Consider the following 24,224-nt stretch of genomic DNA (forward strand, 5'->3'; position numbering starts at 1 on the left):
GCTATGCAAGACGCCATCCTTCAAGCCCTGCGCCGCAATGCGGCCGACGATGCGGTGGCGCTGGCCCGCGAGTGGGTCACCAACGCGCCCGATCATGCCGGCGCCCACCGCTGGCTGGCGCTTGCGCTGCAGCAGCAAGGGCAGCCGGTGCTGGCACTGGACAGCATCGATACCGCGCTGACGCTGACGCCCGAAGATGCCGACCTGCACCTGCTGCGCGCCGGCGCATTGCTGGCCACGCGCGATCTGTCCGCCGCCGATGCCGCGCTGTCGCGCAGTACCGCGCTGGATCCCAACCAGTTCAATGCCTACGTGATGCAGGCGCATCTGGCGGTGGCACGCGGCGATCTGGACGAGGCCGAGCGGCTGAGCCGCACCGCTGCGCGCCTGGCGCCGGAACACCCGCAATTGCTGGCGGTCGATGGCGTGGTGGAAATGCGCCGCGGCCACAGCGACCGCGCGCTGGCGCTGTTGACCCGCGCTGCCGAGCAGCTGCCCGACGATGCCCGCGTGCTGTTTTCGCTGGGTTTTGCGTATCTGCAGAAGGAGCATTTTGCGTTCGCCGAGCGCGCCTTCGAGCGCGTGATCGAGCTCAATCCGCCGGGCACTGCGCTGCGCGCCTTCATTGCGCAACTGGCCCAACGCCAGGGCCGCCTGGACGATGCACTGGCGGCGATGCAGGGCGTGCTCGAGCAGCCCGGCGGCGATCTGCCGGCCATGCGCCGGCTGGCCGGCGAGATGGAGCTGCAGGCCGGTCGTCCCGATCAGGCCGCCGCGCACCTGCGCCTGGCACTGGCGCACTGGCCGGCCGACCGCCGCACGTTGCACGCGCTGCTCACCGCCTGGGAGCGGCTGGGCGCGGTGGACGATGCGCGCGACACCCTGGATGCGGCACTGGCCACCTCGGCCACGGCGCACGACCTGTGGCTGGCGCGCCTGGCCGTGGAGCCGGTCGGTGGGCCGCAGGCGCAGGCGGTGATCGAGCGCTGGCTGCTGGCCATGCCCGAACACCTGCCGGCGCTGGAAGCGCTGATGCGCGTGCACGACATGCAGGGCCAGGCCGACGAGGCGGAAATGGTGGCGCGCCAGATCGTGGCGGTGGAGCCGGGCCGCATCAGCGGCGAGCAGCGCATCGTCGAAGCCTTGCTGCAACGCGACCCGCCGGCGGCGATCGCCTGCGTCGAATCGTTGATCGAGTCGCTGCCTGCACCGCAGCAGACCGTGCTGCGGCCATGGTTGGGCAATGTGCAGGACCGCGCCGGCCAGCCCGATGCCGCCGTGGGTACCTGGATGCAGTTCCACCGCGAACAGGCCCAGCATCGGTTGCCGTTGCCGCCGCAGGCAGCCAAGCAGCCGACGCAGTGGCCTGCGCTGGGCAGCATTCCCGACACGGTCACCGCACGCCCGCTGTTCGTGTGGGGCACGCCCGGCTCGCATGTCGAACGCCTGGTCGCGGTGATGGGCGCGGCCACCCCACTGGTGCGTGGCGACCGCTATGGCACCACGCCGCCATCGGATGCGCTGCAGAGCTACCGCACCCTCGAACAGTTGGCCTCTGGCGAATTGGCACCGACGGCGCTGGTGGAAGGCTGGAAGGCGCAACTGCCGCGCCGCGGCATCGACGATGGCAATGTCATCGACTGGTTGCTGTGGTGGGACAACACCTTGCTGACCGCGCTGCGCCCGCATCTGCCCGAGGGCCGGCTGGCGATCGCGTTGCGCGACCCGCGCGACATGTTGCTGGACTGGCTCTCGGCCGGGGCGTCGGCGCCGCTGGCACTGCAATCGCCGCAGCAGGCCACCGACTGGTTGCTGATCGCGCTGGAACAGCTGGCCACGCTGCACGAGCGCGACCTGTACCCCCACCGCATCATCCGGCTGGACGGGATCGAAAACGACCCGCAGGGTATTTCGACGGCCCTGGAGCAGGCGTTCGGGCTGAGCTTCCCGCTGGTCGAACCGCGTGGCCCGGCACGGTTGGCCTCTGGCCGCTGGCGCGATTACCGCGGCGTGCTCGGCGCGCAGTTCGATCTGCTCACGCTGATCGCGGTGCGCTTCGGCTACCCGCAGGACTGAGGCGCCATCAACGCGGTCGCGCCCACGGCAGTTGGGCGTGGCCGCAGTCGCTTCGTCGCATCGTGTGCAGGCGCGGTACGTACGCGGCGGTAAACCCGGCCGAGCGCATCAGAAGGTTCCATCGCGACGTCTTCCGCTGTGGCGCGGACCCAGGCACCCTGATCCGTATCGCTTCCCTCGGAGACCCGCCATGCGTCTGACCAGCAACAGCATCGAAAACGGCAAGCCCATCGCGGTGGAATTTGCCGCCGGCACGCCGGAGGGCTTTGCGCCCAACCGCAATCCGCACCTGGCCTGGAGCGAGGTGCCGGCCGGTACACAGTCGTTTGCGCTGCTGTGCCTGGACCCGGACGTGCCGACCGTGCCCGACACCGTCGGCCGTGACGACCTGCAGATTCCCGTCGAGCAGCCACGCACCGATTTCGTGCATTGGGCCATGGCCGATATCCCCGCCGATGTGCATGAGATTGCGGCGGGCAGCTGCAGCGACGGCTTCGTGGTCAAGGGCAAGCAGCAGCCAGCCGGCCCGGCCGGTGCCCGGCAGGGCTTGAATTCCTACACCCAGTGGTTCGCCGGCAATGCCGACATGGCCGGCCACTACCGTGGCTACGACGGCCCGTACCCGCCATTCAACGACCTGCGCGTGCACCGGTATTTCTTCCGCGTGTTCGCGCTGGACGTGGCCAAACTCAGCCTGCCCGACAGCTTTACCGCCGCCGATGTGCTGTTGGCGATGCAGGGTCATGTGCTGGCCGAAGCGGCGTTGCACGGCACCTACACGTTGAACCCGTCGCTGCGCTGAGTGATCGCGCCGATGGCGTCGATCGCCCATCCCCTGACGCCAGCCACGTCCGGCCGGCGTCGCAGCACAGGTAATCCCCTTGAAAGCATTCCAGATTGGCAATCAAACCGGCCTTGACAGCCTGGTCGCGGTCCAGATGCCTGAGCCGGTCGCAGGGCCAGGTGAGGTCATCGTCGCGCCGCGGCTGGTCGGCCTGATCAACCGCGACCTGCAGATCCTGAAGGGCACCTACGGCGGCAAGCTTGCGCCCACGCGCGTTCCGGTTGCCGAGGGCGTGGGCATCGTGACCTCCGTCGGTGCCGGTGTCAGCCAGGTCGCGCCAGGCGACCGCGTCGTCAGCGGGCACTTTCCCACCTGGCTGGAGGGCAGGTTCGATGCCGAGATGTTCGCCCACGACCTGGGCGTGACCCACGACGGCTGGCTGGCCGAAAAGGTGTCGCTGCCTGCCAGTGCCCTGATCAAGGTGCCTGCGTCGCTGGAGGACGAGGATGTCGCGGCGCTGGCATCGGCCGCGGTGACCGCCTGGAACGCCCTGGTGGACGTGGCCAGGATCAAGGCCGGCGACCTGGTGCTGTGTCTGGGAACCGGTGGCGTCTCGATGGCCGCGCTCCAGCTGGCCAAGCTGCACGGGGCCCGCGTCGCCATCACCTCGTCCAGCGACGACAAGCTCGAGCTCGCACGCCGCCTGGGCGCCGACATCACCGTCAACTACCGCACCCACCCCGACTGGGCCGAGGCAGTCGTGCAGCTGTCCGGCGGCGGCGCGGACGTCATCATCGAGACCGGCGGGCAGGACACCTTGGGGCAGTCGATCAAGGCGGCGGCCGCGAACGCGACCATCGTGGTGATCGGCGTCACCCCCGGGGCGTCTTCGCCCATTCCCGATTACGTGGCGTTGATCCGCAAGAACGTGACCATTCGCGGGATCGCCAACGGCAGCCGGGCGATGTTCGTGGACCTGCTGCGGGCGATCGAGCAGCACCGCATCAAGACCCTGCACAGCAAGACGTTCCGGTTCGATGAGGCGCCCCAGGCCTTGGCCTATTTCGCCAAGGCGCAACACGTGGGCAAGGTGCTCATCCGGCTGTGATGCGGGGCGGCGGCGTCGCAGCGTGCGATGCCGTTGCCGGCCCCCTACTGCGGCTGCGCTAGCTGCCGGCTTCGATCATCTGGTCGAGCACGTAGACCGGTTTGGCGTCAGGCGCGCTGACGGCCGGGTAGCGGGTCACGCGCAGCAGCGTGCGGATGCCCTCTTCATGGTCGAAACCCTCGATCGTGCCGTCGTAGGGCTGCCACGACGTGGCGGCCGCTGTAGCGGCGGCCGCGCCCTGCTCGTGCTCGCGCACTTGCAGGCAGCGGCGCGCAGGGTCCAAAACGCAGGGCACGGTCTCTGCGGCCACCTCGATCAACAGCGTCTGCCCCGGCCCGCCATACCGGGTGTCCGCGGTGGGCGTACCGCCGAAGATCAGCACGGTGCCGTCGCTGCGGGTCAGGGTCAGGCCAGGCACGGCTGCCGCGTTGTCCATGACCACTGCAAAGCGCCCGGACAACAGGTCGCTGGCCGCGCGTTCCTGCGCCATCCGGCGTGCATCGGCGCACATCCGCTTGCTCGAGACCACCCGGCCAATCTGCACGTGCGCCTGGGCCACGCTGTAGTTGGCGCCCAGCGCGTTGCAGGTCTGGCTGACCTGGATGCGCTGATCGTCGAAGTCCAGTTGCACTGGCGACACGCCGTCGACGAACAGACTGCGCAAGGCCGTGCCATGCGCATCGCTGGCCTGCTGCAAGTGCCAGTGCTGCGCACGCAGGGCGGCGCGCAACGGGACACTGTCTGTGTCGGGGGGAGCGGTGACCGGTGCCCGCGCAGCAGCGTGGCCGGAGCCGGGCGGGTCCGGCGATGCACCCGACCCGCAGGCCGTCACGCCCGCCGCCAGCAATGCAGGGGCGAAGAACACGGCACGCATGCGCAGCTCCCGGTGGTCGATGCGTCAGTGATACCGCCAGCGTGCGCCCGGGGCAATGACCGGCGTCACGACGTGGACGCATCAGAGCCGCCAAACAAGCGACTGCGTCCGATATCCGGCGGGGCGGCGGTTGCCCGCAATCGGCTGGCAGCGCGCGGACGCGGCAGTGCCCAGCGCGTTTGTGTGCGCCCGGCCTGCACGTCGCAGCCATCACGACGTGCAGGCCGGGGCGGTGGAATGTCAGCCCGCCGCCGCCGGCAGCCACAGCAGCAGGGCGGCGCCCAGCAGCATGCGATACACCGCAAACACCGTGAAACGGTGCTTCTTGATATAGCCCAGCAGCCACTTCACCACCACAAAGCCGGTGATGGTCGCCGCCACGAAGGCCACCGCCACGTCGGTCCAGTTTTCGGTGCCGAAACCGCCTTCCTTGTACATCTCCAGCAGCGCGTATCCGCTGGCCGCAAACATGGTCGGAATGCCCACCATGAACACGAAATCCGCCGCTGCCGAGCGCTTGCTCAGGCCCAGCAGCATCGCGATGAAGATCGTCGAGGCCGAGCGCGACGTACCGGGAAAAACACCGGCCACGACCTGCGCCAGGCCTACGGCGATGGCTACCTTCCAGGTCACCACATCGCGCTCGGGCAGCTTGCCGGCGAAGTGTTCGGCCACCAGCATCCATACCCCGCCGATCAGCAACGCCCAGGCGACCGGTTGGAGCGTTTCGGGCAATTGCCAGCCGGCCTTGCGCACGATCAGCCCGACCACCGCGGTGACCAGGAAGGCCACGCCGACCTTGAGCACGTAGTCGCGGTTGGCGCGCTCGCCCAGGCCGGTGGCCAGGCTCCACAGGCGCTGCCGCAGCGCCAGGCAGATGGCCAGGATCGCGCCGGCCTGGATGACGATATTGAAGAAGTCAGAACGGCGTCCGAGCCATTGTTCGGCGATCAACAGGTGGCCGGTGCTGGAGATCGGCAGGAATTCGGTGAGGCCTTCGAGAATGCCCAACAACAGGGCGGAAATCAGATCGGACATCGGACTGGGCAGGGGTGAGGGAGGCGCCAGGATAGTGCATTGCGGCATGCACCATATCGGTGCGTTCTAATTTGCGCTTTGCACTTTCATGGTGCGATGCCGGTGGTACAGTTGCGAGCGATGTAAGCAAAATCAAGGGCTTGTGAAGCGCACAGGCTTGGCACGATCCCTGCTGTACTACCGCCCACGAGCCACTTAACTCCTGCCTGAGGTTTCTTCCGATGTCCGTGGAAAATGTTGAAAAGCTGATCAAGGACAACAAGGTCGAGTTCGTCGACCTGCGCTTCGTCGATATGCGTGGTGTACAGCAGCACATCACCTTTCCGGTCAATATCATCGAGCCGGCGCTGTTTGAAGAAGGCAAGATGTTCGACGGCAGTTCGATCGCGGGCTGGAAGGGCATCAACGAGTCGGACATGGTGTTGCTGCCGGACGCGGGCACCGCGTATCTGGATCCGTTCTTCGCCGATCCGACCATCGTGCTGACCTGCGACATCCTCGACCCGGCCACCATGCAGAGCTATGAGCGCGACCCGCGCGGCATCGCCAAGCGCGCCGAGGCCTACCTGAAGTCCTCCGGCACCGCAGACCAGGCGTTCTTCGGCCCGGAGCCGGAATTCTTCATCTTCGATTCGGTGCGCTTTGCCAACGACATGGGCCACACCTTCTTCCAGGTGGGTTCGGAAGAGGCGGCCTGGAACACCGGCGAAAAGTACGACGGCGGCAACAGCGGTTACCGCCCGGGCGTGAAGGGCGGCTACTTCCCGGTTCCGCCGACCGACAGCCTGCACGACCTGCGCGCGGAAATGATCAAGACGCTGGAACAGGTCGGCATCGAAACCGAGGTGCACCACCACGAAGTGGCCACCGCCGGCCAGTGCGAGATCGGCACCAAGTTCAGCTCGCTGGTGCAGAAGGCCGACGAACTGCTGACGATGAAGTACATCATCAAGAACGTCGCCTACCGCAACGGCAAGACCGCCACCTTCATGCCCAAGCCCATCGTGGGCGACAACGGCTCGGGCATGCACGTGCACCAGTCGCTGGCCAAGGGCGGCGTCAACCTGTTCACCGGCGACGGCTACGGCGGCCTGTCGCAGCTGGCGCTGTGGTACATCGGCGGCATCTTCAAGCATGCCCGCGCGATCAACGCCTTCGCCAACTCCGGCACCAACAGCTACAAGCGCCTGGTTCCGGGCTTCGAGGCGCCGGTGATGCTGGCCTATTCGGCGCGTAACCGTTCGGCCTCGTGCCGCATTCCGTGGGTCACCAACCCGAAGGCGCGCCGCATCGAAATGCGCTTCCCCGATCCGTTGCAGTCCGGCTACCTGACCTTCACCGCGCTGATGATGGCCGGCCTGGACGGCATCAAGAACCAGATCGACCCGGGCGCCCCGAGCGACAAGGACCTGTACGACCTGCCGCCGGAAGAAGAGAAGCTGATCCCGCAGGTGTGCTCCAGCCTGGACCAGGCCCTGGAAGCGCTGGACAAGGACCGCGAGTTCCTCAAGGCCGGCGGCGTGATGAGCGACGACTTCATCGACGGCTATATCGCGCTGAAGATGCAGGAAGTCACCAAGTTCCGTGCTGCGACCCACCCGTTGGAGTACCAGCTGTACTACGGCAACTGAGTTCCACCGCGGTGATGGCGGAGGCCCCCCTCCCACCTCCGCCATCGCCGCACATGTTCGATCGATCCAGGGCTCCGGCCGTGGATCGCAGGGGTAACGAGAGAGCACATCGTTCGCGGCGCGCGGGCCTGACCTCTCCCACGAGGCGGATGCATGGCATCTGCTGGGGTCCGCGCAATCGCGAACGATCGGATGCCGGGGTGGCATCCAGGTGACTGACACCGCCGGGCGGCGCAATGCCGGCCGGTTCTTTCCACCATTCGGGGTATGCGCATGAAATTGATCACCGCCATCATCCGGCCGTTCAAGCTCGACGAGGTCCGTGAGGCCTTGTCTGCAGCAGGCGTGTCGGGCATCACCGTGACCGAGGTCAAGGGCTTCGGGCGCCAGAAAGGCCACACCGAGCTGTACCGCGGCGCCGAGTACGTCGTCGACTTCCTGCCCAAGATCAAGATCGAAACGGTGGTCACCGACGACCGTCTGGACGCGGTGGTCGAAGCGATCCAGAACGCCGCCGGCACCGGCAAGATCGGCGACGGCAAGATCTTCGTGACCGCGATCGAGCAGGTGGTGCGCATCCGCACCGGCGAGATCGGCGCCGATGCGCTCTGACCCCACCAGCCCCGGAGTTCGTATGAAGACAGCTCTTTTTGCCGGGTGGAAAGCCCGGTTCTACAGCGTGTGCATGCTGATGCTGTTCAGCGCGCTGATGGTGGGCGGCATGGGCAGCGCGCAGGCGCAGTCCGGTGCGCAGGTCACCCCGTTGCCGACCGAGCCGGTCACCACCGAACCGCTGCCGTCGGCGCAGCCGGCCGCTCCGCCGGCCGCTGCCGTCGAGGCCGCACCGGTGGTGGAGAAGGGCGACGTCGCCTGGATGCTGACCTCCACCTTGCTGGTGCTGCTGATGGTGGTGCCGGGCCTGGCGCTGTTCTACGGCGGCATGGTGCGCGCCAAGAACGTGTTGTCGGTGCTGATCCAGGTCGCGGTGGTGTTCTCGCTGCTGACCATCCTGTGGGTGCTGTACGGCTACAGCCTGGCGTTCTCCGGCGAAGGCGCGTGGATCGGCAATCTGGACAAGGCGCTGCTCAAGGGCGTCACCATCGAAACCCTGGCGGCGACCTTCACCAAGGGCGTCAGCCTGCCGGAATACGTGTTTGTGGCGTTCCAGGCGACCTTCGCCGGCATCACCGGCGCGCTGATCGTCGGCGCCTTTGCCGAACGCGCCAAGTTCGGCGCGGTGCTGTTGTTCTCGGTGATCTGGTTCACCTTCGGCTACCTGCCGCTGGCGCACATGGTCTGGGCCACCGGCGGATATCTGTTCGGACTGGGCGCGCTGGATTTCGCCGGTGGCACGGTCGTGCATATCAATGCCGGTGTTGCCGGCCTGGTCGGCGCCTACTTCGTCGGCAAGCGCGCCGGGTTGGGGCGTGAGGCGATCAAGCCGCACAACGTGACCCTGACCTTCGTCGGCGCCTCGCTGCTGTGGGTGGGCTGGTTCGGCTTCAACGCCGGTTCCAATCTGGAAGCCAATGCCGGTGCGGCGCTGGCCTTCCTCAACACCTTGCTGGCCACCGCCGCCGCCATCCTGGGCTGGTCGCTGACCGAGAAGATCATCAAGGGCAAGTCGTCCGCCCTGGGCGTGGCCTCGGGCATGGTGGCCGGCCTGGTCGGCATCACTCCGGCTTGCGGCACCGTGGGTCCGTTCGGCGCGATCGTCATTGGTCTTGCCGCCGGCGTGCTGTGCGTCTGGGGCGTCACCGGCCTGAAGCGCCTGCTGGGCGCCGACGACAGCCTGGACGTGTTCGGCGTGCATGGCCTGGGCGGCATCATCGGTGCCATCCTCACCGGCGTGTTCTCGGCGGCCTCGCTGGGCGGCCAGAAGGGTGGCGATTACGACATCGTCCACCAGGTCGGCATCCAGGCGCTGGGCGTCGGGATCACGGTTGGCTGGATCGGCGTGGTGTCGGTGGTCGGGTTCCTGGTGGCCAAGCTGGTGTTCGGCCTGCGCGTCAGCGAAGAAGCCGAGCGCGAGGGCCTGGACATCACCTCGCATGGTGAAGCTGCGTACGAGTCCTGAGCATGCACACCCGCGGCCGCGCTGCCGCGGGTGGCGCCACGACCCGGCCGGGACTGCCCAGCCGGGTCCGTTTTCCCCCGCCGCCCGTTGGGCGCGGAACCACTGCCGAGGTGCCTGCATGACCAGCCCCACGCCCGTGACTGCCGGCGCGGATGCACGCTGGATCGGTGCGACCCGCCGCCGTCCGGCCTCCATGGTGTCTCCGTACGCTTCGCTTCGCGCGACATCGATGCAAGGCGCTGCCGTTTGCACTAAATTGGTGCAATGGTGACGTCCTCTTCCATGCCATCACTGGACAGCCTGGGCACACCGGTCGCCTGGGCCGACCGCGAGGGCCGCGTGCTGGGCGTCAACCCGGCGTTCGCGCGCTGGCTCGGGGTCAGTGCACGGCGGTTGGTCGAACAGCCCCTGGCCGCGCTGGAAGTGCAGGGCGACGCGTTGGCGCGCTTTCTGCTCAACGACGAACGTGACGTCTTGCGCCTGCACCGGCTGGCGCTGGGCCTGCCCAACGATGCGCCGCGTTTTGCCGAAGGCTGGCTGTCGCGGCTGGACGATGGCGGCTGGCTGCTGGAAACCCACCCGGTCGACGAATTTCCCGCGCTCGATCCCACCCACGCCCTGCCCAATGCCTTGAGCGCTGCGCTGAAAGGGTTGGCGCACGAGCTGCGTAACCCGCTGGCCGGGCTCAAGGGCGCCGCGCAGCTGCTGGCGCGCCGCGCGGCCGGGCGCGACGAAGACGAGCGCGAGCTGATCGAGCTGATCGGCACCGAGATCGAGCGCCTCAACACCCTGCTCGAACGGCTGCTCTCGCCCACCCCGGCGCGCCCGCACGACCGCCTCAACATCCATGTCGTGCTCGAACGCGTGCTACGCCTGGCCGAAGCTGAAGGCGGCTGGTCGGTGCAGGTGCAGCGCGACTACGACCCCAGCATTCCCGACATTCTGGGCGATGGCGACCGCCTGACCCAGGCGGTGTGGAACCTGGTGCGCAACGCCTTCCAGGCCGGCGCCACACGCGTGACGCTGCGCACCCGCGTGGAGCATGGCCAGCGCATCCGCGACCGCGTGCATGCGATGTCGCTGCGGCTGGAAATCATCGACGACGGCGGCGGCGTGCCGGAAGAACTGGCCGAGCACCTGTTTCTGCCACTGGTCAGTGGCCGTGCCGAAGGCAGCGGTCTGGGCCTGGCGCTGGCCCAGCAGGTTTCGCGCGAGCACCACGGCACGCTGACCTATCGCTCGCGTCCGGGCCATACCGTTTTCACCCTGCTGCTGCCCGAGCTGGCCGGCGATCACGACAAGGAGCAACCGCATGGCTGAGGCCGCCGCCGTATCCCATATCTGGGTGGTCGACGACGACCGGTCGGTCCGTTTCGTGCTGTCCACCGCCTTGCGCGATGCCGGCTATGCCGTGGACGGCTTCGACAGCGCCGCCGCCGCGCTGCAGGCGCTCGCCATGCGGCCCACGCCGGATTTGCTGTTCACCGACGTGCGCATGCCCGGCGAAGACGGCCTGACCCTGCTCGACAAACTCAAATCCAAACACCCGCACTTGCCGGTGATCGTGATGTCGGCCTATACCGACGTTGCCAGCACCGCCGGTGCCTTCCGCGGCGGGGCGCACGAGTTCCTGTCCAAGCCGTTCGACCTGGACGACGCGGTGGCACTGGCCGCACGCGCGCTGCCGGACGCCGATGCCGGCGTCGAAGAAATCGTCGCCACGCGGCTGGCCGAGGGCTCGGCTTCGCTGATCGGCGACACGCCCGCGATGCAGGCCTTGTTCCGCGCGATCGGGCGCCTGGCGCAGGCGCCGCTGTCGGTGCTGATCAATGGCGAAACCGGTACCGGCAAGGAGCTGGTCGCGCGCGCGCTGCACAACGAATCGCCGCGCGCGCGCAAACCCTTCGTCGCGCTCAACACCGCCGCCATCCCGGCCGAACTGCTGGAAAGCGAATTGTTCGGCCACGAAACCGGCGCCTTTACCGGGGCGACCAAACGGCATATCGGCCGCTTCGAACAGGCCGATGGCGGCACGCTGTTTCTGGACGAAATCGGCGACATGCCGTTGCCGCTGCAGACCCGCCTGCTGCGCGTGTTGGCAGAGAACGAATTCTTCCGCGTCGGTGGGCGCGAATTGATCCGCGTCGATGTACGCGTGATTGCCGCCACCCACCAGGACCTGGAAGCGCTGGTCGAACAAGGCCGCTTCCGCGCCGATCTGCTGCACCGCCTGGATGTGGTGCGCCTGCAGTTGCCGCCACTGCGCGAACGGCGCGGCGACATCGCGCAACTGGCCGAAAATTTCCTGGCCATGGCCGGGCGCAAGCTCGACATGCTGCCCAAGCGGCTCTCGTCGGCCGCGCTGGAAGACCTGCGCCAGTACGACTGGCCCGGCAACGTGCGCGAACTGGAAAACGTGTGCTGGCGCCTGGCGGCGCTGGCGACCTCGGACATCATCGACGTGGTCGACGTGGACGCCGCATTGGCGCGCGGCGGCCGGCGTCACCGCAGCGGCCGCAGCGACGGGCAGTGGGACGACATGCTTTCCAGCTGGGCCGCGCAACGCCTGAGCGAAGGTGCCCAGGGCCTGCACGCCGAAGCGCGCGAGCGCCTGGACAGGACCTTGCTCGAAGCGGCCCTGCAACTCACCCAGGGCCGCCGCGCCGAAGCTGCTGCCCGCCTGGGACTGGGCCGCAACACGGTCACCCGCAAACTCGGCCCGGGGCGCAAACGCCGCTGATCTGGGGCCAACGCCCCTCGCCGATGGGGACGGGGTTGGGGCGAGGGTGCCGGCCGATGAAAGCGCGAGTGCCCGCGCACCTATCCAGCGATGCCTTGATCGAGCCGAGGCCGCCCGACAGTGCCCGCGGCAAGCATTGATCAGTGGTACGCCGCCGCATGCGGCGCTGTCGATGACGCCACCGCAACCCTGCCGTGCCGACGCCGTCGTCCGGGCAGTCACGCAGCGTGCCTGGCGCCTCGCACACCATCCGACAAGCCGACCCGGCACACCGACCCCGTACACTCCTGTGCCGCCAGCAGGCCCATTTCATGACACGTGAACATGCGCCCGCATAGGTTTCCAGCCTGATCAGGAGAACTGCTCGATGCGTTACCGGTCGCCCACGATCGTTGCCCTCACCGCGCTGGCGCTGGCCGCCTGCAGCAGCACGCCACCGCCGCCCAAGGCGCCTCCGCCGCCAGCGGCGCGGATCGTGCCTGCGCGCCCGGTGCAGCAAGCCGAGGCCGCGCTGGCTTCGGCCTCGGGCAGCCTGGTCAGCGGCCGGGTGGTGCTGGTGCCGGCGCTGCAGGGCATCCGCCTCACCGGCACCATCGGCGGCCTGCGTCCGGGCGGTGTGTCCGGATTCCATGTGCACGAACGCGGCGATTGCAGCGCGGCAGATGCCAGCAGCGCGGGCGCGCATTTCAACCCGGGTGGCGCGCTGCACGGGCGTGCCGGTGGCGGCGCGCATCATCTGGGCGACATGGACAATCTGCGTGCAGACGCCGAAGGCGTGGTGCATCTGGACATGATTCTGTCCGGCATCAGTCTGGGCGATGGCGCCCCGACCGACGTGGTCGGCAAGTCGCTGATCGTGCATGCCGACCCCGACGACTATCGCAGCCAGCCCAGCGGCAATGCCGGTGCGCGCCTGGCCTGCGGCGTCATTCGCGTCACCCAATGGGGCACGCCCCCTTCGCAGCCCTGAGTCGGGGCGTCAACGGCTGCAGTTGCGGCCTTTCTTCAGGAGTACTCCATGCGCATTGTTCCGACCACCTTGTTTCTGGCCACCGCCCTGGTGCTGACCGCGTGCAAGCGCGAGGAACCAGCGCCGGCCGAGCCGGCACCCGCACCGCAGGCCAGCACCCCGGCCGAAGCGGCGCACGGTGGCGAACATGCCGCCTCCATGGTCACCGAGGCGGCGGCCACCACCACCGCAACCGCCGAGCTCAAGCCGACCAAGGGCAATGACGTCAAAGGCACGGTGACGTTCAAGACCGTCGACGGTGCGCTGCGCGTCACCGGCCAGCTCAGCGGCCTCAAGCCCAATACCGAGCACGGCTTCCACATCCACGAAAAGGGCGATTGCAGCGCGCCGGACGGCAGCAGCGCCGGCGGCCATTTCAACCCGTCCCAGTCCGATCACGGCAACGTCAGCGCCGAGCCGCACCATGGTGGCGACATGCCCAACATCACCGCCGATGCGCAGGGTAACGCCAGCATCGACGGCCCGGTGTCCAGCAACGTCAATCTCGGCAAGGCCGACCAGTTCGATATCGCCGGCCACGCGGTGATCGTGCATGCCGATGCCGACGACTACAAAACCCAGCCCACCGGCAACGCCGGCGGCCGTCTGGCCTGCGGCGTGATCACCACCGATAACGCGCAGGCGGCGACACGTTAAATCCGGAATTCCTCGGCCGCGATTGAGCGCGGCCGAGGAAGATCAATGCGTCGCTGACACTGGCTCTACCATGTGACGAATGCGACTTTCGATTTGCGCGCAATTTGCAGGGCTTGAATCACAAACATAGTTGACGCGCTCAATCGGACGTCGCTGACCACTTGCCTCGTCTGTGATCGTCTCGCTGCGCGTACGGACTACCGAGGGGGCCCATGGGTGCGGTGGCATAAACATCAGCCACGTCGTTACATTTGGCTGCTCGAGTTGGTCGGATGCGAGGATTTGCCGCATGACCTCCTTGAGACTGGTCGTGTAGACCGCTAAACCCGGTGTGTCCTGCTGATCTTTGCTCAATTCCACGTCATTTCGTTTCGGCACACTCTCGAAAAACTGTTTGGCGTGCGCGTACTCCATGGGGAGGGCGTCGCGAACAGTCGTTTTGAGATCCGAATTGAAAGGTGGAGTTTTTCGCTTCGCTCTTTCCGCTCTTGCTGATTTTTCCAGATCTTCCTGACTTGGGCGGTCTGAAAAGTTGAATTGTTCTGTCGTAAATGCGGTTTGTGTTGGCGCGGAAGGTGCGTTGCACGTGAAGCGCCATTTGCGCGCGGCATCGAGCACGGCATTGTCAGCGTCGGTATAGCCGCTACTTGCTTTTAGACTGACGTCTGCACTGCCATTGGCGCTACCGCCTGGGCGAAGGTTGAGTTCAACAGATCCTCTCGCGTGCTCGCGTCTTAGTTGCTCAGGATAGACAGGCCGGTGGTCTCGCCACGAATCCATATCAAGTTTGCAGCGCGGCGCAGGAATCCTAACAGTCAGCAATGCTGTTCCCGGAGTGGCCTGGCAATGGTAGCGCCACCGTTTCGCGGCAGTCATAGCTGCACGATCGACTAGCCTGTTGCGAGATGACCTGGTAATGGATGTGTCTTTGACTTTTCCGTCCTTATCAATGGTGGCAAGCACCTCTAGTGTCATCTCGTAATCGAGGTGCAAATCGTATGAGTCCAGCGCGACAGGCGAAGCAGCCATCGAATCCGCGTCGACGGTGCAGTTAGACGAGGTGGGAGTAGGCTCCGCTGCATGGACTAAGTCGCATGCGCAGAGCCCAGCGATTGCTAGCACTCCAAGTCGCAGGGAATATGAGTTGCGTTTCATCGTTATTCGTCCTTGAACTGCAAGTAATCCGCGGGAATGATCAAGAAGCGCTAGCTGGACAAGGCCTGCCGCGGATCCTGGCCCGGCTCGATATGCACGTACAGCACGGGCAGCCCATGCGCTTCCAGCACGGCGGCCATCTGCCGCTGGCGTGCCAGATAGTGCTCATAGACGCCGCGCAGGCGTTCGCAATCTTCGCGGTCGTGCGCGTAGTAATCGCACCACCCTGCGGGATCGAACAAGGCGATACGCACTTCGCCATCGATGTAGCGCAACACCGGCTCGGGGGGCTGCTCCAGCCACTCTTCGGTGTGCGGCGCCAGCAGTGCGGCTTCGATCAGCGGCCACAGCGGCGCCAGGCCCTGATTGTCGTACTGCATCGACATCATCGCCGCCAGATCGTTGGCGGTGAGATACCGCGCATGCTCGATGCGGGCGCCGAAGCTTTCCTGCGCCAGCAACGCGGTATCGGCCTGCGCCATTCCCTGGGCCAGCAGCACTTCCTCCATGGCGTCGGCCACGCCGGCAACCGTGTGCGGGTCGCCGGACAGCAGGAACGGCAACACGCGCAACCCACCGCCGGCCAGTTGCGCATCGGCCTGGAACGGCAGCGGGATCTCGCCTTGCGCGTCGGCACCGAAGGCCAGCACCCGCGGGCCCTGGTCGCGCCCGGGTGCACGCGCCTGCAGCTCTTCCAGGCGCCGATGCAGCGGCCAGCCCGGCCGCAACACTTCGGACGGATCGAAATGCGCCAACGCCACGCTCAATTCCAGATCGCGGACTTCCGGGATCCATTGCGCCAGGTCGCGGCCGATGCGTTCGGCCAGCATGCCGGCCTGCGCCGGCGCCAAGGCGCCGCGCTCGGGGGCGCTTCCGCCGGTCAATTCCAGCGCCAGCACACCCATGGCGGTTACGCCGTGTTCGGTCTTGCTCATGATTCGCGGTTGGCCCATCACGGGGTCGAAGCTACACTGCGGCCATTATGCCTGCCGGCCCTGTGCAGGCCATGTCCCCGAGTCCTCCATGCCAGGTCAACCGATGCCCGCAGCCCGTCCCGTCGCCATTTTGGGCGGCGTTCGTATCCCGTTCTGTCGTCAGAACACCGCGTATGCGGATGTGGGCAACCTGGGCATGTCGGTGCGCACGCTGGGCGCGTTGGTCGAGCGCTTCGGGTTGCATGGGCAGCAATTGGGCGAAGTGGCGATGGGCGCGGTGATCAAGCATTCCGCGGACTGGAACCTGGCGCGCGAGGCGGCGCTGTCGTCGGGTCTGTCGCCGCTGACGCCGGGCATCACCCTGCAGCGCGCCTGCGGCACCAGCCTGGATTCGGTGATCACCATCGCCAACAAGATCGCGCTGGGGCAGATCGACTCGGGCATCGGCGGCGGCTCCGACTCCACCTCCGAAGTGCCGATCGTGTACGGCAAGAAGTTGCGCGCACGGCTGCTGGCCGCCAACCGTGCCAAGGCCACCGGCGACAAGCTCAGGGCGCTGCTGCGCGGCTTCAAGCTGGCCGAGCTCAAGCCCGAGTTCCCCGGCGTGGCCGAGCCGCGCACCGGCAAGAGCATGGGCGACCACTGCGAGGACATGGCCAAGGAATGGAACATCTCGCGCGATTCGCAGGACGAATGGGCGGTGGCTTCGCACCATAAGCTGGCCGCTGCCTATGAGCGCGGTTTCTTCGACTCGCTGATCGCGCCGTTCCGCGGCGTCTCGCGGGACAACATCCTGCGCGCGGACACCTCGCTGGAAAAACTCGCCACGCTGCGCCCGGCCTTCGACAAGACCTCTGGCCGCGGCACGTTGACCGCGGCCAATTCCACCCCGCTCACCGATGGTGCGGCCGCGGTGCTGCTCTCCAGCGAAGCCTGGGCGCTGGCGCATGGCCACACGCCGATGGCCTATCTGCGTGATGCGCAGGTGGCGGCGGTGGATTTCGTGCATGGCGAAGGCCTGTTGATGGCGCCGACCATTGCGGTGCCGCAGATGCTGGCGCGTCAGGGCCTGACCCTGCAGGATTTCGACATCTACGAAATCCACGAGGCCTTCGCCGCGCAGGTGCTGTGCACGTTGCGTGCCTGGGAGAGCGAGGACTACTGCCGCAACCGGCTGGGCCTGGACGCGCCGCTGGGCCGCATCGACCCGGACAAGATCAATCCGCTGGGCTCGTCGCTGGCCACCGGCCATCCGTTCGCCGCCACTGGCGCACGCGTGGTGGCCACGGCCGCCAAACAGCTGGAAGAGCGCGGCGGCGGCCGTGCATTGATTTCGATCTGCACCGCCGGCGGCATGGGCGTGGTGGCGATCGTCGAGCGCTGATGCCGTGGTGCGGTACGGGATTGGGCATTCGGGATTGGGGATTTGCAGAAGCGGCAGTTGAATTCTGCCGGTGCGGGTCCGCCATCCTTAATTCCATCGCTGTATGGCTAACAATGCGACGTCAGCTTCTTCGATGAAGCAGATGGCCGCTTGGCGCGCATTGACCCCGTTCGCGGGAGTGCAATGCGGCGGTAAGCACATTGCATACCGCCGCTGTCCCGACTACAGAATGCGATCGTCCGCTGCGTGCGGATCGACTGGCGCCGGGTCGTACGTGGTGACGATTGGCCCGCGCAACGACTGCTGTGGCATGACGTCGCGTACCGGTTCGCCGCGTGCGGCGCGCAAGGCATTGGCGTAGCAATGCTGTGCCGACAGCAGGTCGCCGGAGGCGGCAAACCCGTGTCCCAGCTCTTCCCAGGCCTCGCTGCCGGCGCCGCTTGCGATGGCGCGATGCAGGAATTCCTCGGCCTGCGACCACTGCTGTTGATGACGCGCGAGCCGCGCCAGTGTCAGCAACAGCCCTGGGCTGTCGGGATATTGGGTCAGCCAGCGCTGCGCGCTGGCGCGGCGCGAATCGTATTTTTCCAGCGGCAGCACGCCGTACAGCCGTACCAGCGATTCGTCCCATTGCGCGTCCAGCGCCTGCTCCAGGCTGTGCACGGCGGCATCGTCCCAATGCAGCACGGCCGCACGTTGCGCGTAGGCGCCAACCACTGCCGGAGTGGTGCGTAATGTCTTGGGCAATGCTTCCCAGCGCTCGGCCAGTGCATTGGCGTCGCTGGCCTGCAACAGGGTCTGCTCGGCCAGCGTCGCTTCCAGCGTGCTGTAGGCATCGGGCGCCAAGACCGCCTGCTGACGCAGGGCACCGAGCTGGCCATAGGCTTCGTCGGCGCGACCGATCTGCGCCAGGGCGTGGGTGCGCAACAGCAGGCCGCGTGCCGGCAACGGCTGCGCGTTGGCGCTATCCAGTGCATTGATCGCATCGACCGGGCGCTGGCGCGCCAGGTGCCGCTCGCCCTGCAACAGCGCATAGCCTGTCGGGTCGCGCTCGGCCAGTTGCTTTGCCAGTGCCGTGGCCGCCGCCTCGTCGTCGCGCGCATCGGCCACGCGCACCGCGCTGGCCAGGGCAATGCCGCTGACCTCATCGTCTTCGCTGGCACTGACCAGCAGCCGCTCGGCGCGCTGCCATTGGCCATGATCGGCAGCGCGCAGACCTTCGATCAAACGCGCACGGCCCTTGTTGCGGCGGTACTTGCCCCACACGCGGAACGGCAGGCTGATCAACGTCCAGAGCAGCCACAGCACCAGCAATGCGATCAGCAGGATCAGCAGCGCTTGCGGCATGGCGGCGTGATAGTCGTTGCCCCCCACACTGACAACGACGTTGCCCAGGTCGTAACTGTTCTGATGCGACAGCCACTGTGCACCAAGCACGCCCAGCGCCACGGCAACCAGCAGGATCAAGACGGTACGCAACACTTTCATTGGGTGGATCTCCCTTCACGCATGGCCTGCAGTTGCAGCAGGGTGGTGCCCAGTTCCGGCAGGCGCGGACGCAGTGGCGCTTGTTGCAGGCTGCGCAAGCGTGCACGCAGCTGACGACGTTGCGGCGAATCCGGCCAGAGCCGGGTGGTCCAGGTCTCCACGCGGCGCAGCGATTGCGCAAAACCGGCGGCATCGCCACGTTCCGCGGCCGCGCGGGCCAGGCTGATTTCGATCTGCACTGCATCGCGCGCAGCACGCCGGTCGCCGCCGGTCAGCAAGGCGTCGCCGCGGCTGGGGCGGATGTCCACCAGCGGCGCCAGCGCCTTTTGCCACCACGGTTGCGCCGCGGCGCTGGCCTGTGCGGTCTGTTCCGGCAGGCGCTGCAACTCGGCGGCCAGGGTATCCAGATTCTTGCCCGCCTCCGCCTGCGGGCCAGCCCCCAGACGCTCCAGCGCATCGCGTTCCTGTACCAATGCCTGACGCAGATTGAGGTAACCGGGGTCGTCGATGCCGTTGAGTGCGCCGTTGGCCAGCGCATAGGCGCGCCGCGCGCCATCGGCATCGCCGGCGATACTCAGGCGCTGCTGGCCGAGCCGCAGCAGCAGCTCCACTTCATCCAGGCGCAGCGCCTGTGCGCCATGACGGTTGGGGTCGGCCAGCTTTTGCACGGTGTCTTCGAGCAACGCGCTGCGCTGACTCAAGCCCAGCATCTCGTCGCGCAGGACGCGGTTGGTGGCCGCCGCGTCCTGCAGACGCTCGTTGGCCAGGCGCTGATCGCGGCGCAGCGTCTCCAGCATCTGCTGGGTGCCGTCCCAGCGTTGCTGCTGCGCCTGCGCGGCCTGCAGCTGCGTTGCCTGATAGTTCTGCCACGCGCGCCAGCCCAGGAACAGCGCCACGCCAACGGCCGCCACGGCGACGACAAGCAGCAGCCATGCCAAGGGAAAGCGTCGCGCAGGAGCGGGCATTTCGGTCATTCGGACATCCTCGGGCAGTCACGACCGGCGCAGGCGCCGCAGTCATCGCACACAGCATGGCGTGCAGCGCCGGACGGCGGCAAGCTGTGCTTGAGTTCGCAGTTCAGCAAGGTCGTGGTGGTGTCATGATTGCCGCCTCAGCAGCAGCGGCGAGCTGCTGCGGCAACGGGCCTGCTGCGCGCATGCCATGCACGAAACCGGCTGCACGTGCGGCGTCGAGCATGCGATCGCTGGATGCCACTACCGGACGCTGTTGCCACGCAGCGACCAATTCGGCAGGCAGCTGTTGCAGAACCAGCGTCAGCGCTTCGGCGCTACTGAGCGCCAGCACGCTGCGCGGCAGTGCAAGCGACAACGCCTGGATGGACGAGGCGCGCAAGCGCAGCGGGACGCGTCGATAGACATCGGCACGCACGATGCGTGCACCGCGCTGCTGCAACGTGGGCGCCAGCATGCCGCGCCCGCCGGGGGCAGTGATCAGCCCGACGGCCTGTAGCGGTGCCTGCAGCAGCGGCAGCGCAAGCAGGCCTTCGCTGTCCATGCGCGCCGGCCGCACCACGCTGTCGATGCCGCAGGCGTGCAATGCGCGCGCAGTGCCGTCGCCCACGCTGACCCAGTGCGCCTGCGCCGGGCGCTGCAGCGGCGCCAGACGATGCGCTGCCTGCACCGCGGCCGGGCTGGTGAAAATCGCAATCGGCGCTGCCAGCGCCTGCCGCAGCGCGTCTCGCGCCTGTGCGGTGTCATGGGTCTGCAGGCGCCATGGCGACAGCGCAAGTACCCGTCCGCCATGCCGCGCAACTGCCCGCCGCAACGGCGCATGTTCACCGCTGGGGCGCAGCGAGATCAGGGTCCAGGCAGCATCGGGATGGGCAAGGCCGGTCATGAGGCGATTATGCGAGAGCGTGGGCCACCTGCGGCCCACTGTCGCCGCATCCGGGGATGCCAGTACGAATCGATGGCGCAATGCCGGCAGCCGGAGCGATGATTCGGCTGCCTGACTGGCGCCCTTCGACTCGATCCGGAACCTATTGCAACCGCCGGGAATCCGGTCACGATCCTGGCCGACAACCGTGCTGGAGCGGCGAAGTGATCAAGTCCTACCTTATCAACATGCAGCGCAGCGGCGACCGGTTGCAGGCCATGTCGGCGCGCTTCGATGCGCTGGGCCTGCCGTTCGAGCGCATTGCTGCCATCGATGGCGCCACGTTGACGGACGAGCAGATCGCCGACTTCGTACGCGATCGCCCGTTGGAAGGGTCGGGCGATGCCTTCAGCGCCGGCCCGCGCAAGTGGACGGCGTCCAACATCGGCTGCTTTCTCAGTCACCAGGCAGCGTGGCGCATTGCGGCCGATTCCGACGACGCCTACACGGCGATTTTCGAAGACGACATGCATCTGTCCGATGCGCTGCCGGCGTTGCTGGGCAGCACCGATTGGCTACCGGGTGGCCGCAGCATCGTGCGGCTGGAGCCGTCCTACAACCGCATCAAACTCGATGCCAAGGTGGCGGATGTCGCCGGACGCCAACTGCGCCTGGTGCGGCCATCGACGTATCAGCATTGCTGGCCGGTATGCGCCGGCGCGCTGATCATCAGCAGGGATGCGGCGCGATTGCTGCTGGCTGCGAAGGCGCGCTGGCACACCATGGCCGATATCTTTTTGTTCGGCTGGAACGAGTCGCCGGTGGCGCACCAGTTGTCCACCTATCAGCTCTCGCCGGCTGCGTGCATCCAGGACAAATTCTTCCATGCAGCTGCGGAAAACATCGTGTTTACCAGCACCATCGATGCGCCGCTGACGCTGACGCAGGCGCAGAAGCAGCGCAGCACGCATTGGAAAGCCAAGGCCACCGCGCTGTTGCGGGTGGCGCAGGGCTATCGCAAGGTGGTCTTTGCGCCTTAGCGCGGCAAATAAGCACTCGCGCGCAGGCGTCGGTCGTGCCGGGCGGTTGCGCGGTCGTTGGCGGGCGGTTTGATGCATGGCGCGCTATTTGCAACGCCACCGGCAGGCATCGTGGCGGATACCGCGTGCTGACCGAGCGCGTGATCCGGGTTGGGCCAAGGTGTCGAAAAAGTTGTTGCATGCGGCCAGCGCGATGCCGGCCCACACATCGCACGTGGCGATGACTGCATTCACCATGCGGTACCGCATGTCATGCAGGTGCACAAGACGCTCGCAGAACATTGCGGCATGATGCCGCCCTTCGCCGTCTTTCAGTCTTTGCCGATGACTCCTTCGTGCACGCTCGCATCCGCCCTGCAGTCGCTGCAGCAGCAGTTCATCGCCATGCCGCCGGTCCTGTCGATGGGCATTGCCGTGGACGGTCTGCACGATGGTGCGTTGCGCCTGCGGGCGCCGCTGCAGGCCAACGTCAACGACAAGGCCAATGCGTTCGGCGGCAGCCTGGCCTCGCTGATGACGCTGGCCAGCTGGGGGTGGCTGACCCTGCAGCTGCAATTGGCCGGGCACCACGCCGATGTCTACGTTGCAGACAGCCAGCTGCGCTATGTCGCGCCTGTGTACGAAGACCTGGTCGCCAATGCCGAGCCGTCCGAGTTGGGAAGCTGGGAGGCCTTTCTGGCGACGTTCCGGCAGCGTGGCAAGGCGCGCATCGGCATGCGCGCGCAGATCGCACTGGGCTCCGGTGCCGCCGCGGCCACGTTGAGCGGGCGCTTCGTGGCGTTTCCAAAACGGTAGGATGCCGGCTGGATCCGGGGGAATACGCATGCGTGCAGTCATTACAACGATCGTGCTGCTTGGGCTGGCACTGCTGAGCGGGGTGGCCAATGCCGGCAGCCGTGCCCAGGCGCGGGCGCTGGAAACCACCCAGGCTGCCTACACGGCCGCCGTGCGCTGGAACGATTTCGATGCCGCGCAGGGCTTCGTCGAGCCGGCCTATGCCCAGGCGCATCCGCTCAGCGACCTGGAACGTTCGCGCTACGAGCAGGTGCAGATTTCCGGCTACCGCGAGGTGCGCGTGGGCCAAGACCCCAATGGCGATCTGCGGCGCGAGGTCGAGTTGCGGGTGATCAACCGCAATACCCAGGCCGAACGGCTGGTGCGCAGCATCGAGATCTGGCGCTGGAATCCCGAGCAGAAGCGCTGGTGGCTGGCCAGCGGCCTGCCCGACCTGTGGAAGGGCCAGTAGCCTGGCCCCTGCGCGCCGGGCGTCGCGTGCGCCAGCTGTGCGACAATTCCCGCCCGCTCGACTGACCCTGACCCCGTGAATTTCGAAGAGCTGCAGGCCTTTGTCGGCCGCAACCCCATGTTGTCGCTGGCCCTGGTGGGCCTGACCATCGCCCTGATCGTCACCGAGGTCGCGCGCCTGTTCCGCGGCTATCGCGCGCTCAAGCCGGCCGAGCTGACCCGTCTGATCAACAGCGAAAATGCGCTGGTGATCGACCTGTCGCCCACTGCCGACTTCGAAAAAGGCCACATCGCCGGCAGCCGAAACGTGGCGCTGGCCAAGTTCGACCCGGCCGGCAAGCTATTGGCCAACGCCAAGGCCTCGCCGGTGGTGGTGGTGTGCCGCAGCGGCACCACCTCCGCCGGTGCAGCCAAGACGCTGAAGAAAGCTGGTTTCGAACAGGTGTACTGGCTCGAAGGCGGCGTGGCCGCCTGGCAGATGGCCGAGCTGCCACTGATCAAGGGCCGCTGATCCGCCTTGTGCGGCAACCGGCACGCCCCCATTGCTGGCGTGAGAGACTTGCGCTTTCACGTTCGCATCACTCAACGCTGCATCCACCGAACCGTTTCTGGAGTTAGGAATGTCCGACGAAATCCTCAACGGCGCCGCTGCGCCGGCCGACGCCGCTGCTGGTCCCGCCTTCACCATCGAAAAGATTTACGTCAAGGACGTGTCCTTCGAATCTCCGAACGCACCGGCCGTCTTCAATGACGCCAACCAGCCCGAGCTGCAGCTGAACCTCAACCAGAAGGTGCAGCGCCTCAACGACAACGCCTTCGAAGTGGTGTTGGCCGTGACTCTGACCTGCACCGCCGGTGGCAAGACGGCCTATGTGGCCGAAGTGCAGCAGGCCGGCGTGTTCGGCCTGGTCGGCCTGGACCCGCAGGCGATCGACGTGCTGCTCGGCACCCAGTGCCCAAACATCCTGTTCCCGTACGTGCGCACCCTGGTCAGCGACCTGATCCAGGCCGGCGGCTTCCCGCCGTTCTACCTGCAGCCGATCAATTTCGAAGCCCTGTACGCAGAAACCCTGCGTCAGCGTCAGAACGAAGGCACTTCGCTGGCCGATTCCGAGCCGGCTGGCAACGCCTAAGCGTTGATTGCGCC

Annotated in this window: 23 protein-coding genes; 16 read left to right on the plus strand and 7 right to left on the minus strand. The window is 67.0% G+C overall.

Annotation, left to right across the window (positions count from 1 at the left end; translation table 11 throughout):
• Nucleotides 1-3: 3 nt before the first annotated feature.
• The 3 genes from HLH45_RS05665 to HLH45_RS05675 all read left to right on the plus strand — a co-directional run bounded on the left by HLH45_RS05665 (nt 4) and on the right by HLH45_RS05675 (nt 3,968).
• Nucleotides 4-2,076, plus strand: a complete 2,073-nt coding sequence (locus HLH45_RS05665) for a tetratricopeptide repeat protein (RefSeq protein WP_046932001.1) — start codon at nt 4-6, stop codon at nt 2,074-2,076.
• A 190-nt stretch (nt 2,077-2,266) separates the two neighbouring features.
• Nucleotides 2,267-2,878 (plus strand): YbhB/YbcL family Raf kinase inhibitor-like protein, encoded by a 612-nt coding sequence (locus HLH45_RS05670; protein ID WP_008571541.1) that lies wholly within the window; start codon nt 2,267-2,269, stop codon nt 2,876-2,878.
• Nucleotides 2,879-2,957: 79 nt separating this feature from the next.
• Nucleotides 2,958-3,968 carry a zinc-dependent alcohol dehydrogenase family protein gene (locus HLH45_RS05675; RefSeq protein WP_008571542.1) on the plus strand — a complete coding sequence of 337 codons (1,011 nt, stop codon included), beginning with the start codon at nt 2,958-2,960 and terminating at the stop codon, nt 3,966-3,968.
• Between the two features lie 58 nt (nt 3,969-4,026).
• On the opposite strand, the gene HLH45_RS05680 is transcribed toward HLH45_RS05675, so the two are convergent.
• Together HLH45_RS05680 and HLH45_RS05685 are read right to left on the minus strand one after the other, a co-directional pair.
• Complete coding sequence (locus HLH45_RS05680) at nt 4,027-4,842, minus strand: META domain-containing protein (RefSeq protein WP_008571543.1); 816 nt, start codon at nt 4,840-4,842, stop codon at nt 4,027-4,029.
• A 240-nt stretch (nt 4,843-5,082) separates the two neighbouring features.
• A complete protein-coding gene (locus HLH45_RS05685; RefSeq protein ID WP_007968085.1) occupies nt 5,083-5,880 on the minus strand; it encodes an undecaprenyl-diphosphate phosphatase in 798 nt (265 codons plus the stop codon).
• A 221-nt stretch (nt 5,881-6,101) separates the two neighbouring features.
• Between HLH45_RS05685 and glnA the strand changes: the two genes are divergently transcribed.
• From glnA to HLH45_RS05720, 7 genes are all read left to right on the plus strand, one after another.
• Complete coding sequence (gene glnA / locus HLH45_RS05690; RefSeq protein ID WP_003488480.1) at nt 6,102-7,511, plus strand: type I glutamate--ammonia ligase; 1,410 nt, start codon at nt 6,102-6,104, stop codon at nt 7,509-7,511.
• 273 nt (nt 7,512-7,784) lie between these two features.
• Nucleotides 7,785-8,123: a P-II family nitrogen regulator gene (locus HLH45_RS05695; RefSeq protein WP_002808480.1), complete on the plus strand. Its 339-nt coding sequence runs from the start codon at nt 7,785-7,787 to the stop codon at nt 8,121-8,123.
• 22 nt (nt 8,124-8,145) lie between these two features.
• Entirely contained in the window at nt 8,146-9,588 is a 1,443-nt protein-coding gene (locus tag HLH45_RS05700) for an ammonium transporter (protein WP_008571545.1), read from the plus strand.
• Nucleotides 9,589-9,852: 264 nt separating this feature from the next.
• The gene (locus HLH45_RS05705) at nt 9,853-10,908 is read left to right on the plus strand and encodes a two-component system sensor histidine kinase NtrB (RefSeq protein WP_008571546.1); all 1,056 of its coding nucleotides are present in this window, start codon (nt 9,853-9,855) and stop codon (nt 10,906-10,908) included.
• Nucleotides 10,901-12,328: a nitrogen regulation protein NR(I) gene (gene ntrC / locus HLH45_RS05710; protein WP_008571547.1), complete on the plus strand. Its 1,428-nt coding sequence runs from the start codon at nt 10,901-10,903 to the stop codon at nt 12,326-12,328. The genes HLH45_RS05705 and ntrC overlap by 8 nt, the downstream gene beginning before the upstream one ends.
• 367 nt (nt 12,329-12,695) lie before the next feature.
• Complete coding sequence (locus tag HLH45_RS05715; RefSeq protein WP_046931995.1) at nt 12,696-13,298, plus strand: superoxide dismutase family protein; 603 nt, start codon at nt 12,696-12,698, stop codon at nt 13,296-13,298.
• Between the two features lie 48 nt (nt 13,299-13,346).
• The gene (locus tag HLH45_RS05720; RefSeq protein WP_008574089.1) at nt 13,347-13,994 is read left to right on the plus strand and encodes a superoxide dismutase family protein; all 648 of its coding nucleotides are present in this window, start codon (nt 13,347-13,349) and stop codon (nt 13,992-13,994) included.
• A gap of 42 nt (nt 13,995-14,036) precedes the next feature.
• On the opposite strand, the gene HLH45_RS05725 is transcribed toward HLH45_RS05720, so the two are convergent.
• Together HLH45_RS05725 and HLH45_RS05730 are read right to left on the minus strand one after the other, a co-directional pair.
• A complete protein-coding gene (locus HLH45_RS05725; protein ID WP_158070654.1) occupies nt 14,037-15,023 on the minus strand; it encodes a TonB family protein in 987 nt (328 codons plus the stop codon).
• A gap of 176 nt (nt 15,024-15,199) precedes the next feature.
• The gene (locus HLH45_RS05730) at nt 15,200-16,084 is read right to left on the minus strand and encodes a hypothetical protein (protein ID WP_033478604.1); all 885 of its coding nucleotides are present in this window, start codon (nt 16,082-16,084) and stop codon (nt 15,200-15,202) included.
• Nucleotides 16,085-16,172: 88 nt separating this feature from the next.
• Here HLH45_RS05730 and HLH45_RS05735 point away from each other — a divergent pair, with 88 nt between their 5' ends.
• Entirely contained in the window at nt 16,173-17,468 is a 1,296-nt protein-coding gene (locus tag HLH45_RS05735) for an acetyl-CoA C-acetyltransferase (protein ID WP_033478605.1), read from the plus strand.
• Between the two features lie 222 nt (nt 17,469-17,690).
• Here HLH45_RS05735 and HLH45_RS05740 read toward each other — a convergent pair whose 3' ends face one another.
• From HLH45_RS05740 to HLH45_RS05750, 3 genes are all read right to left on the minus strand, one after another.
• The gene (locus HLH45_RS05740) at nt 17,691-18,956 is read right to left on the minus strand and encodes a heme biosynthesis protein HemY (protein ID WP_008572009.1); all 1,266 of its coding nucleotides are present in this window, start codon (nt 18,954-18,956) and stop codon (nt 17,691-17,693) included.
• Nucleotides 18,953-19,930, minus strand: a complete 978-nt coding sequence (locus HLH45_RS05745) for a uroporphyrinogen-III C-methyltransferase (RefSeq protein WP_008572010.1) — start codon at nt 19,928-19,930, stop codon at nt 18,953-18,955. Before HLH45_RS05745 ends, HLH45_RS05740 begins: the two co-directional genes overlap by 4 nt.
• 103 nt (nt 19,931-20,033) lie before the next feature.
• On the minus strand, nt 20,034-20,813 hold the full coding sequence (locus HLH45_RS05750; RefSeq protein WP_008572011.1) for a uroporphyrinogen-III synthase: 780 nt from the start codon (nt 20,811-20,813) through the stop codon (nt 20,034-20,036).
• A 203-nt stretch (nt 20,814-21,016) separates the two neighbouring features.
• Here HLH45_RS05750 and HLH45_RS05755 point away from each other — a divergent pair, with 203 nt between their 5' ends.
• The 5 genes from HLH45_RS05755 (at nt 21,017) to secB (ending at nt 24,210) form a co-directional block, all read left to right on the plus strand.
• Entirely contained in the window at nt 21,017-21,832 is an 816-nt protein-coding gene (locus tag HLH45_RS05755; RefSeq protein ID WP_008572012.1) for a glycosyltransferase family 25 protein, read from the plus strand.
• A 324-nt stretch (nt 21,833-22,156) separates the two neighbouring features.
• Nucleotides 22,157-22,627 (plus strand): YiiD C-terminal domain-containing protein, encoded by a 471-nt coding sequence (locus tag HLH45_RS05760; RefSeq protein ID WP_017156408.1) that lies wholly within the window; start codon nt 22,157-22,159, stop codon nt 22,625-22,627.
• A 28-nt stretch (nt 22,628-22,655) separates the two neighbouring features.
• On the plus strand, nt 22,656-23,078 hold the full coding sequence (locus tag HLH45_RS05765; RefSeq protein ID WP_008572013.1) for a hypothetical protein: 423 nt from the start codon (nt 22,656-22,658) through the stop codon (nt 23,076-23,078).
• Nucleotides 23,079-23,153: 75 nt separating this feature from the next.
• Nucleotides 23,154-23,588 (plus strand): rhodanese-like domain-containing protein, encoded by a 435-nt coding sequence (locus tag HLH45_RS05770; RefSeq protein WP_005912207.1) that lies wholly within the window; start codon nt 23,154-23,156, stop codon nt 23,586-23,588.
• Between the two features lie 109 nt (nt 23,589-23,697).
• On the plus strand, nt 23,698-24,210 hold the full coding sequence (gene secB, locus HLH45_RS05775; RefSeq protein ID WP_003488515.1) for a protein-export chaperone SecB: 513 nt from the start codon (nt 23,698-23,700) through the stop codon (nt 24,208-24,210).
• Nucleotides 24,211-24,224 lie beyond the last annotated feature (14 nt).

It is taken from the genome of Xanthomonas euvesicatoria, from assembly GCF_013112235.1.
GTDB lineage: Bacteria > Pseudomonadota > Gammaproteobacteria > Xanthomonadales > Xanthomonadaceae > Xanthomonas > Xanthomonas euvesicatoria.

Bases quoted from the DNA above. Each gene is read 5' to 3' on its own strand.
- glnA (WP_003488480.1), top strand. From the start codon at position 6,102: ATGTCCGTGGAAAATGTTGAAAAGCTGATCAAGGACAACAAGGTCGAG.
- ntrC (WP_008571547.1), top strand. From the start codon at position 10,901: ATGGCTGAGGCCGCCGCCGTATCCCATATCTGGGTGGTCGACGACGAC.
- HLH45_RS05750 (WP_008572011.1), bottom strand. From the start codon at position 20,813: ATGACCGGCCTTGCCCATCCCGATGCTGCCTGGACCCTGATCTCGCTG.
- HLH45_RS05720 (WP_008574089.1), top strand. From the start codon at position 13,347: ATGCGCATTGTTCCGACCACCTTGTTTCTGGCCACCGCCCTGGTGCTG.
- HLH45_RS05665 (WP_046932001.1), top strand. From the start codon at position 4: ATGCAAGACGCCATCCTTCAAGCCCTGCGCCGCAATGCGGCCGACGAT.
- HLH45_RS05760 (WP_017156408.1), top strand. From the start codon at position 22,157: ATGACTCCTTCGTGCACGCTCGCATCCGCCCTGCAGTCGCTGCAGCAG.
- HLH45_RS05745 (WP_008572010.1), bottom strand. From the start codon at position 19,930: ATGACCGAAATGCCCGCTCCTGCGCGACGCTTTCCCTTGGCATGGCTG.
- HLH45_RS05740 (WP_008572009.1), bottom strand. From the start codon at position 18,956: ATGAAAGTGTTGCGTACCGTCTTGATCCTGCTGGTTGCCGTGGCGCTG.
- HLH45_RS05695 (WP_002808480.1), top strand. From the start codon at position 7,785: ATGAAATTGATCACCGCCATCATCCGGCCGTTCAAGCTCGACGAGGTC.
- HLH45_RS05680 (WP_008571543.1), bottom strand. From the start codon at position 4,842: ATGCGTGCCGTGTTCTTCGCCCCTGCATTGCTGGCGGCGGGCGTGACG.
- HLH45_RS05765 (WP_008572013.1), top strand. From the start codon at position 22,656: ATGCGTGCAGTCATTACAACGATCGTGCTGCTTGGGCTGGCACTGCTG.
- HLH45_RS05725 (WP_158070654.1), bottom strand. From the start codon at position 15,023: ATGGCTGCTTCGCCTGTCGCGCTGGACTCATACGATTTGCACCTCGAT.
- HLH45_RS05670 (WP_008571541.1), top strand. From the start codon at position 2,267: ATGCGTCTGACCAGCAACAGCATCGAAAACGGCAAGCCCATCGCGGTG.
- HLH45_RS05730 (WP_033478604.1), bottom strand. From the start codon at position 16,084: ATGAGCAAGACCGAACACGGCGTAACCGCCATGGGTGTGCTGGCGCTG.
- HLH45_RS05735 (WP_033478605.1), top strand. From the start codon at position 16,173: ATGCCAGGTCAACCGATGCCCGCAGCCCGTCCCGTCGCCATTTTGGGC.
- HLH45_RS05715 (WP_046931995.1), top strand. From the start codon at position 12,696: ATGCGTTACCGGTCGCCCACGATCGTTGCCCTCACCGCGCTGGCGCTG.
- HLH45_RS05705 (WP_008571546.1), top strand. From the start codon at position 9,853: ATGGTGACGTCCTCTTCCATGCCATCACTGGACAGCCTGGGCACACCG.
- HLH45_RS05700 (WP_008571545.1), top strand. From the start codon at position 8,146: ATGAAGACAGCTCTTTTTGCCGGGTGGAAAGCCCGGTTCTACAGCGTG.
- secB (WP_003488515.1), top strand. From the start codon at position 23,698: ATGTCCGACGAAATCCTCAACGGCGCCGCTGCGCCGGCCGACGCCGCT.
- HLH45_RS05685 (WP_007968085.1), bottom strand. From the start codon at position 5,880: ATGTCCGATCTGATTTCCGCCCTGTTGTTGGGCATTCTCGAAGGCCTC.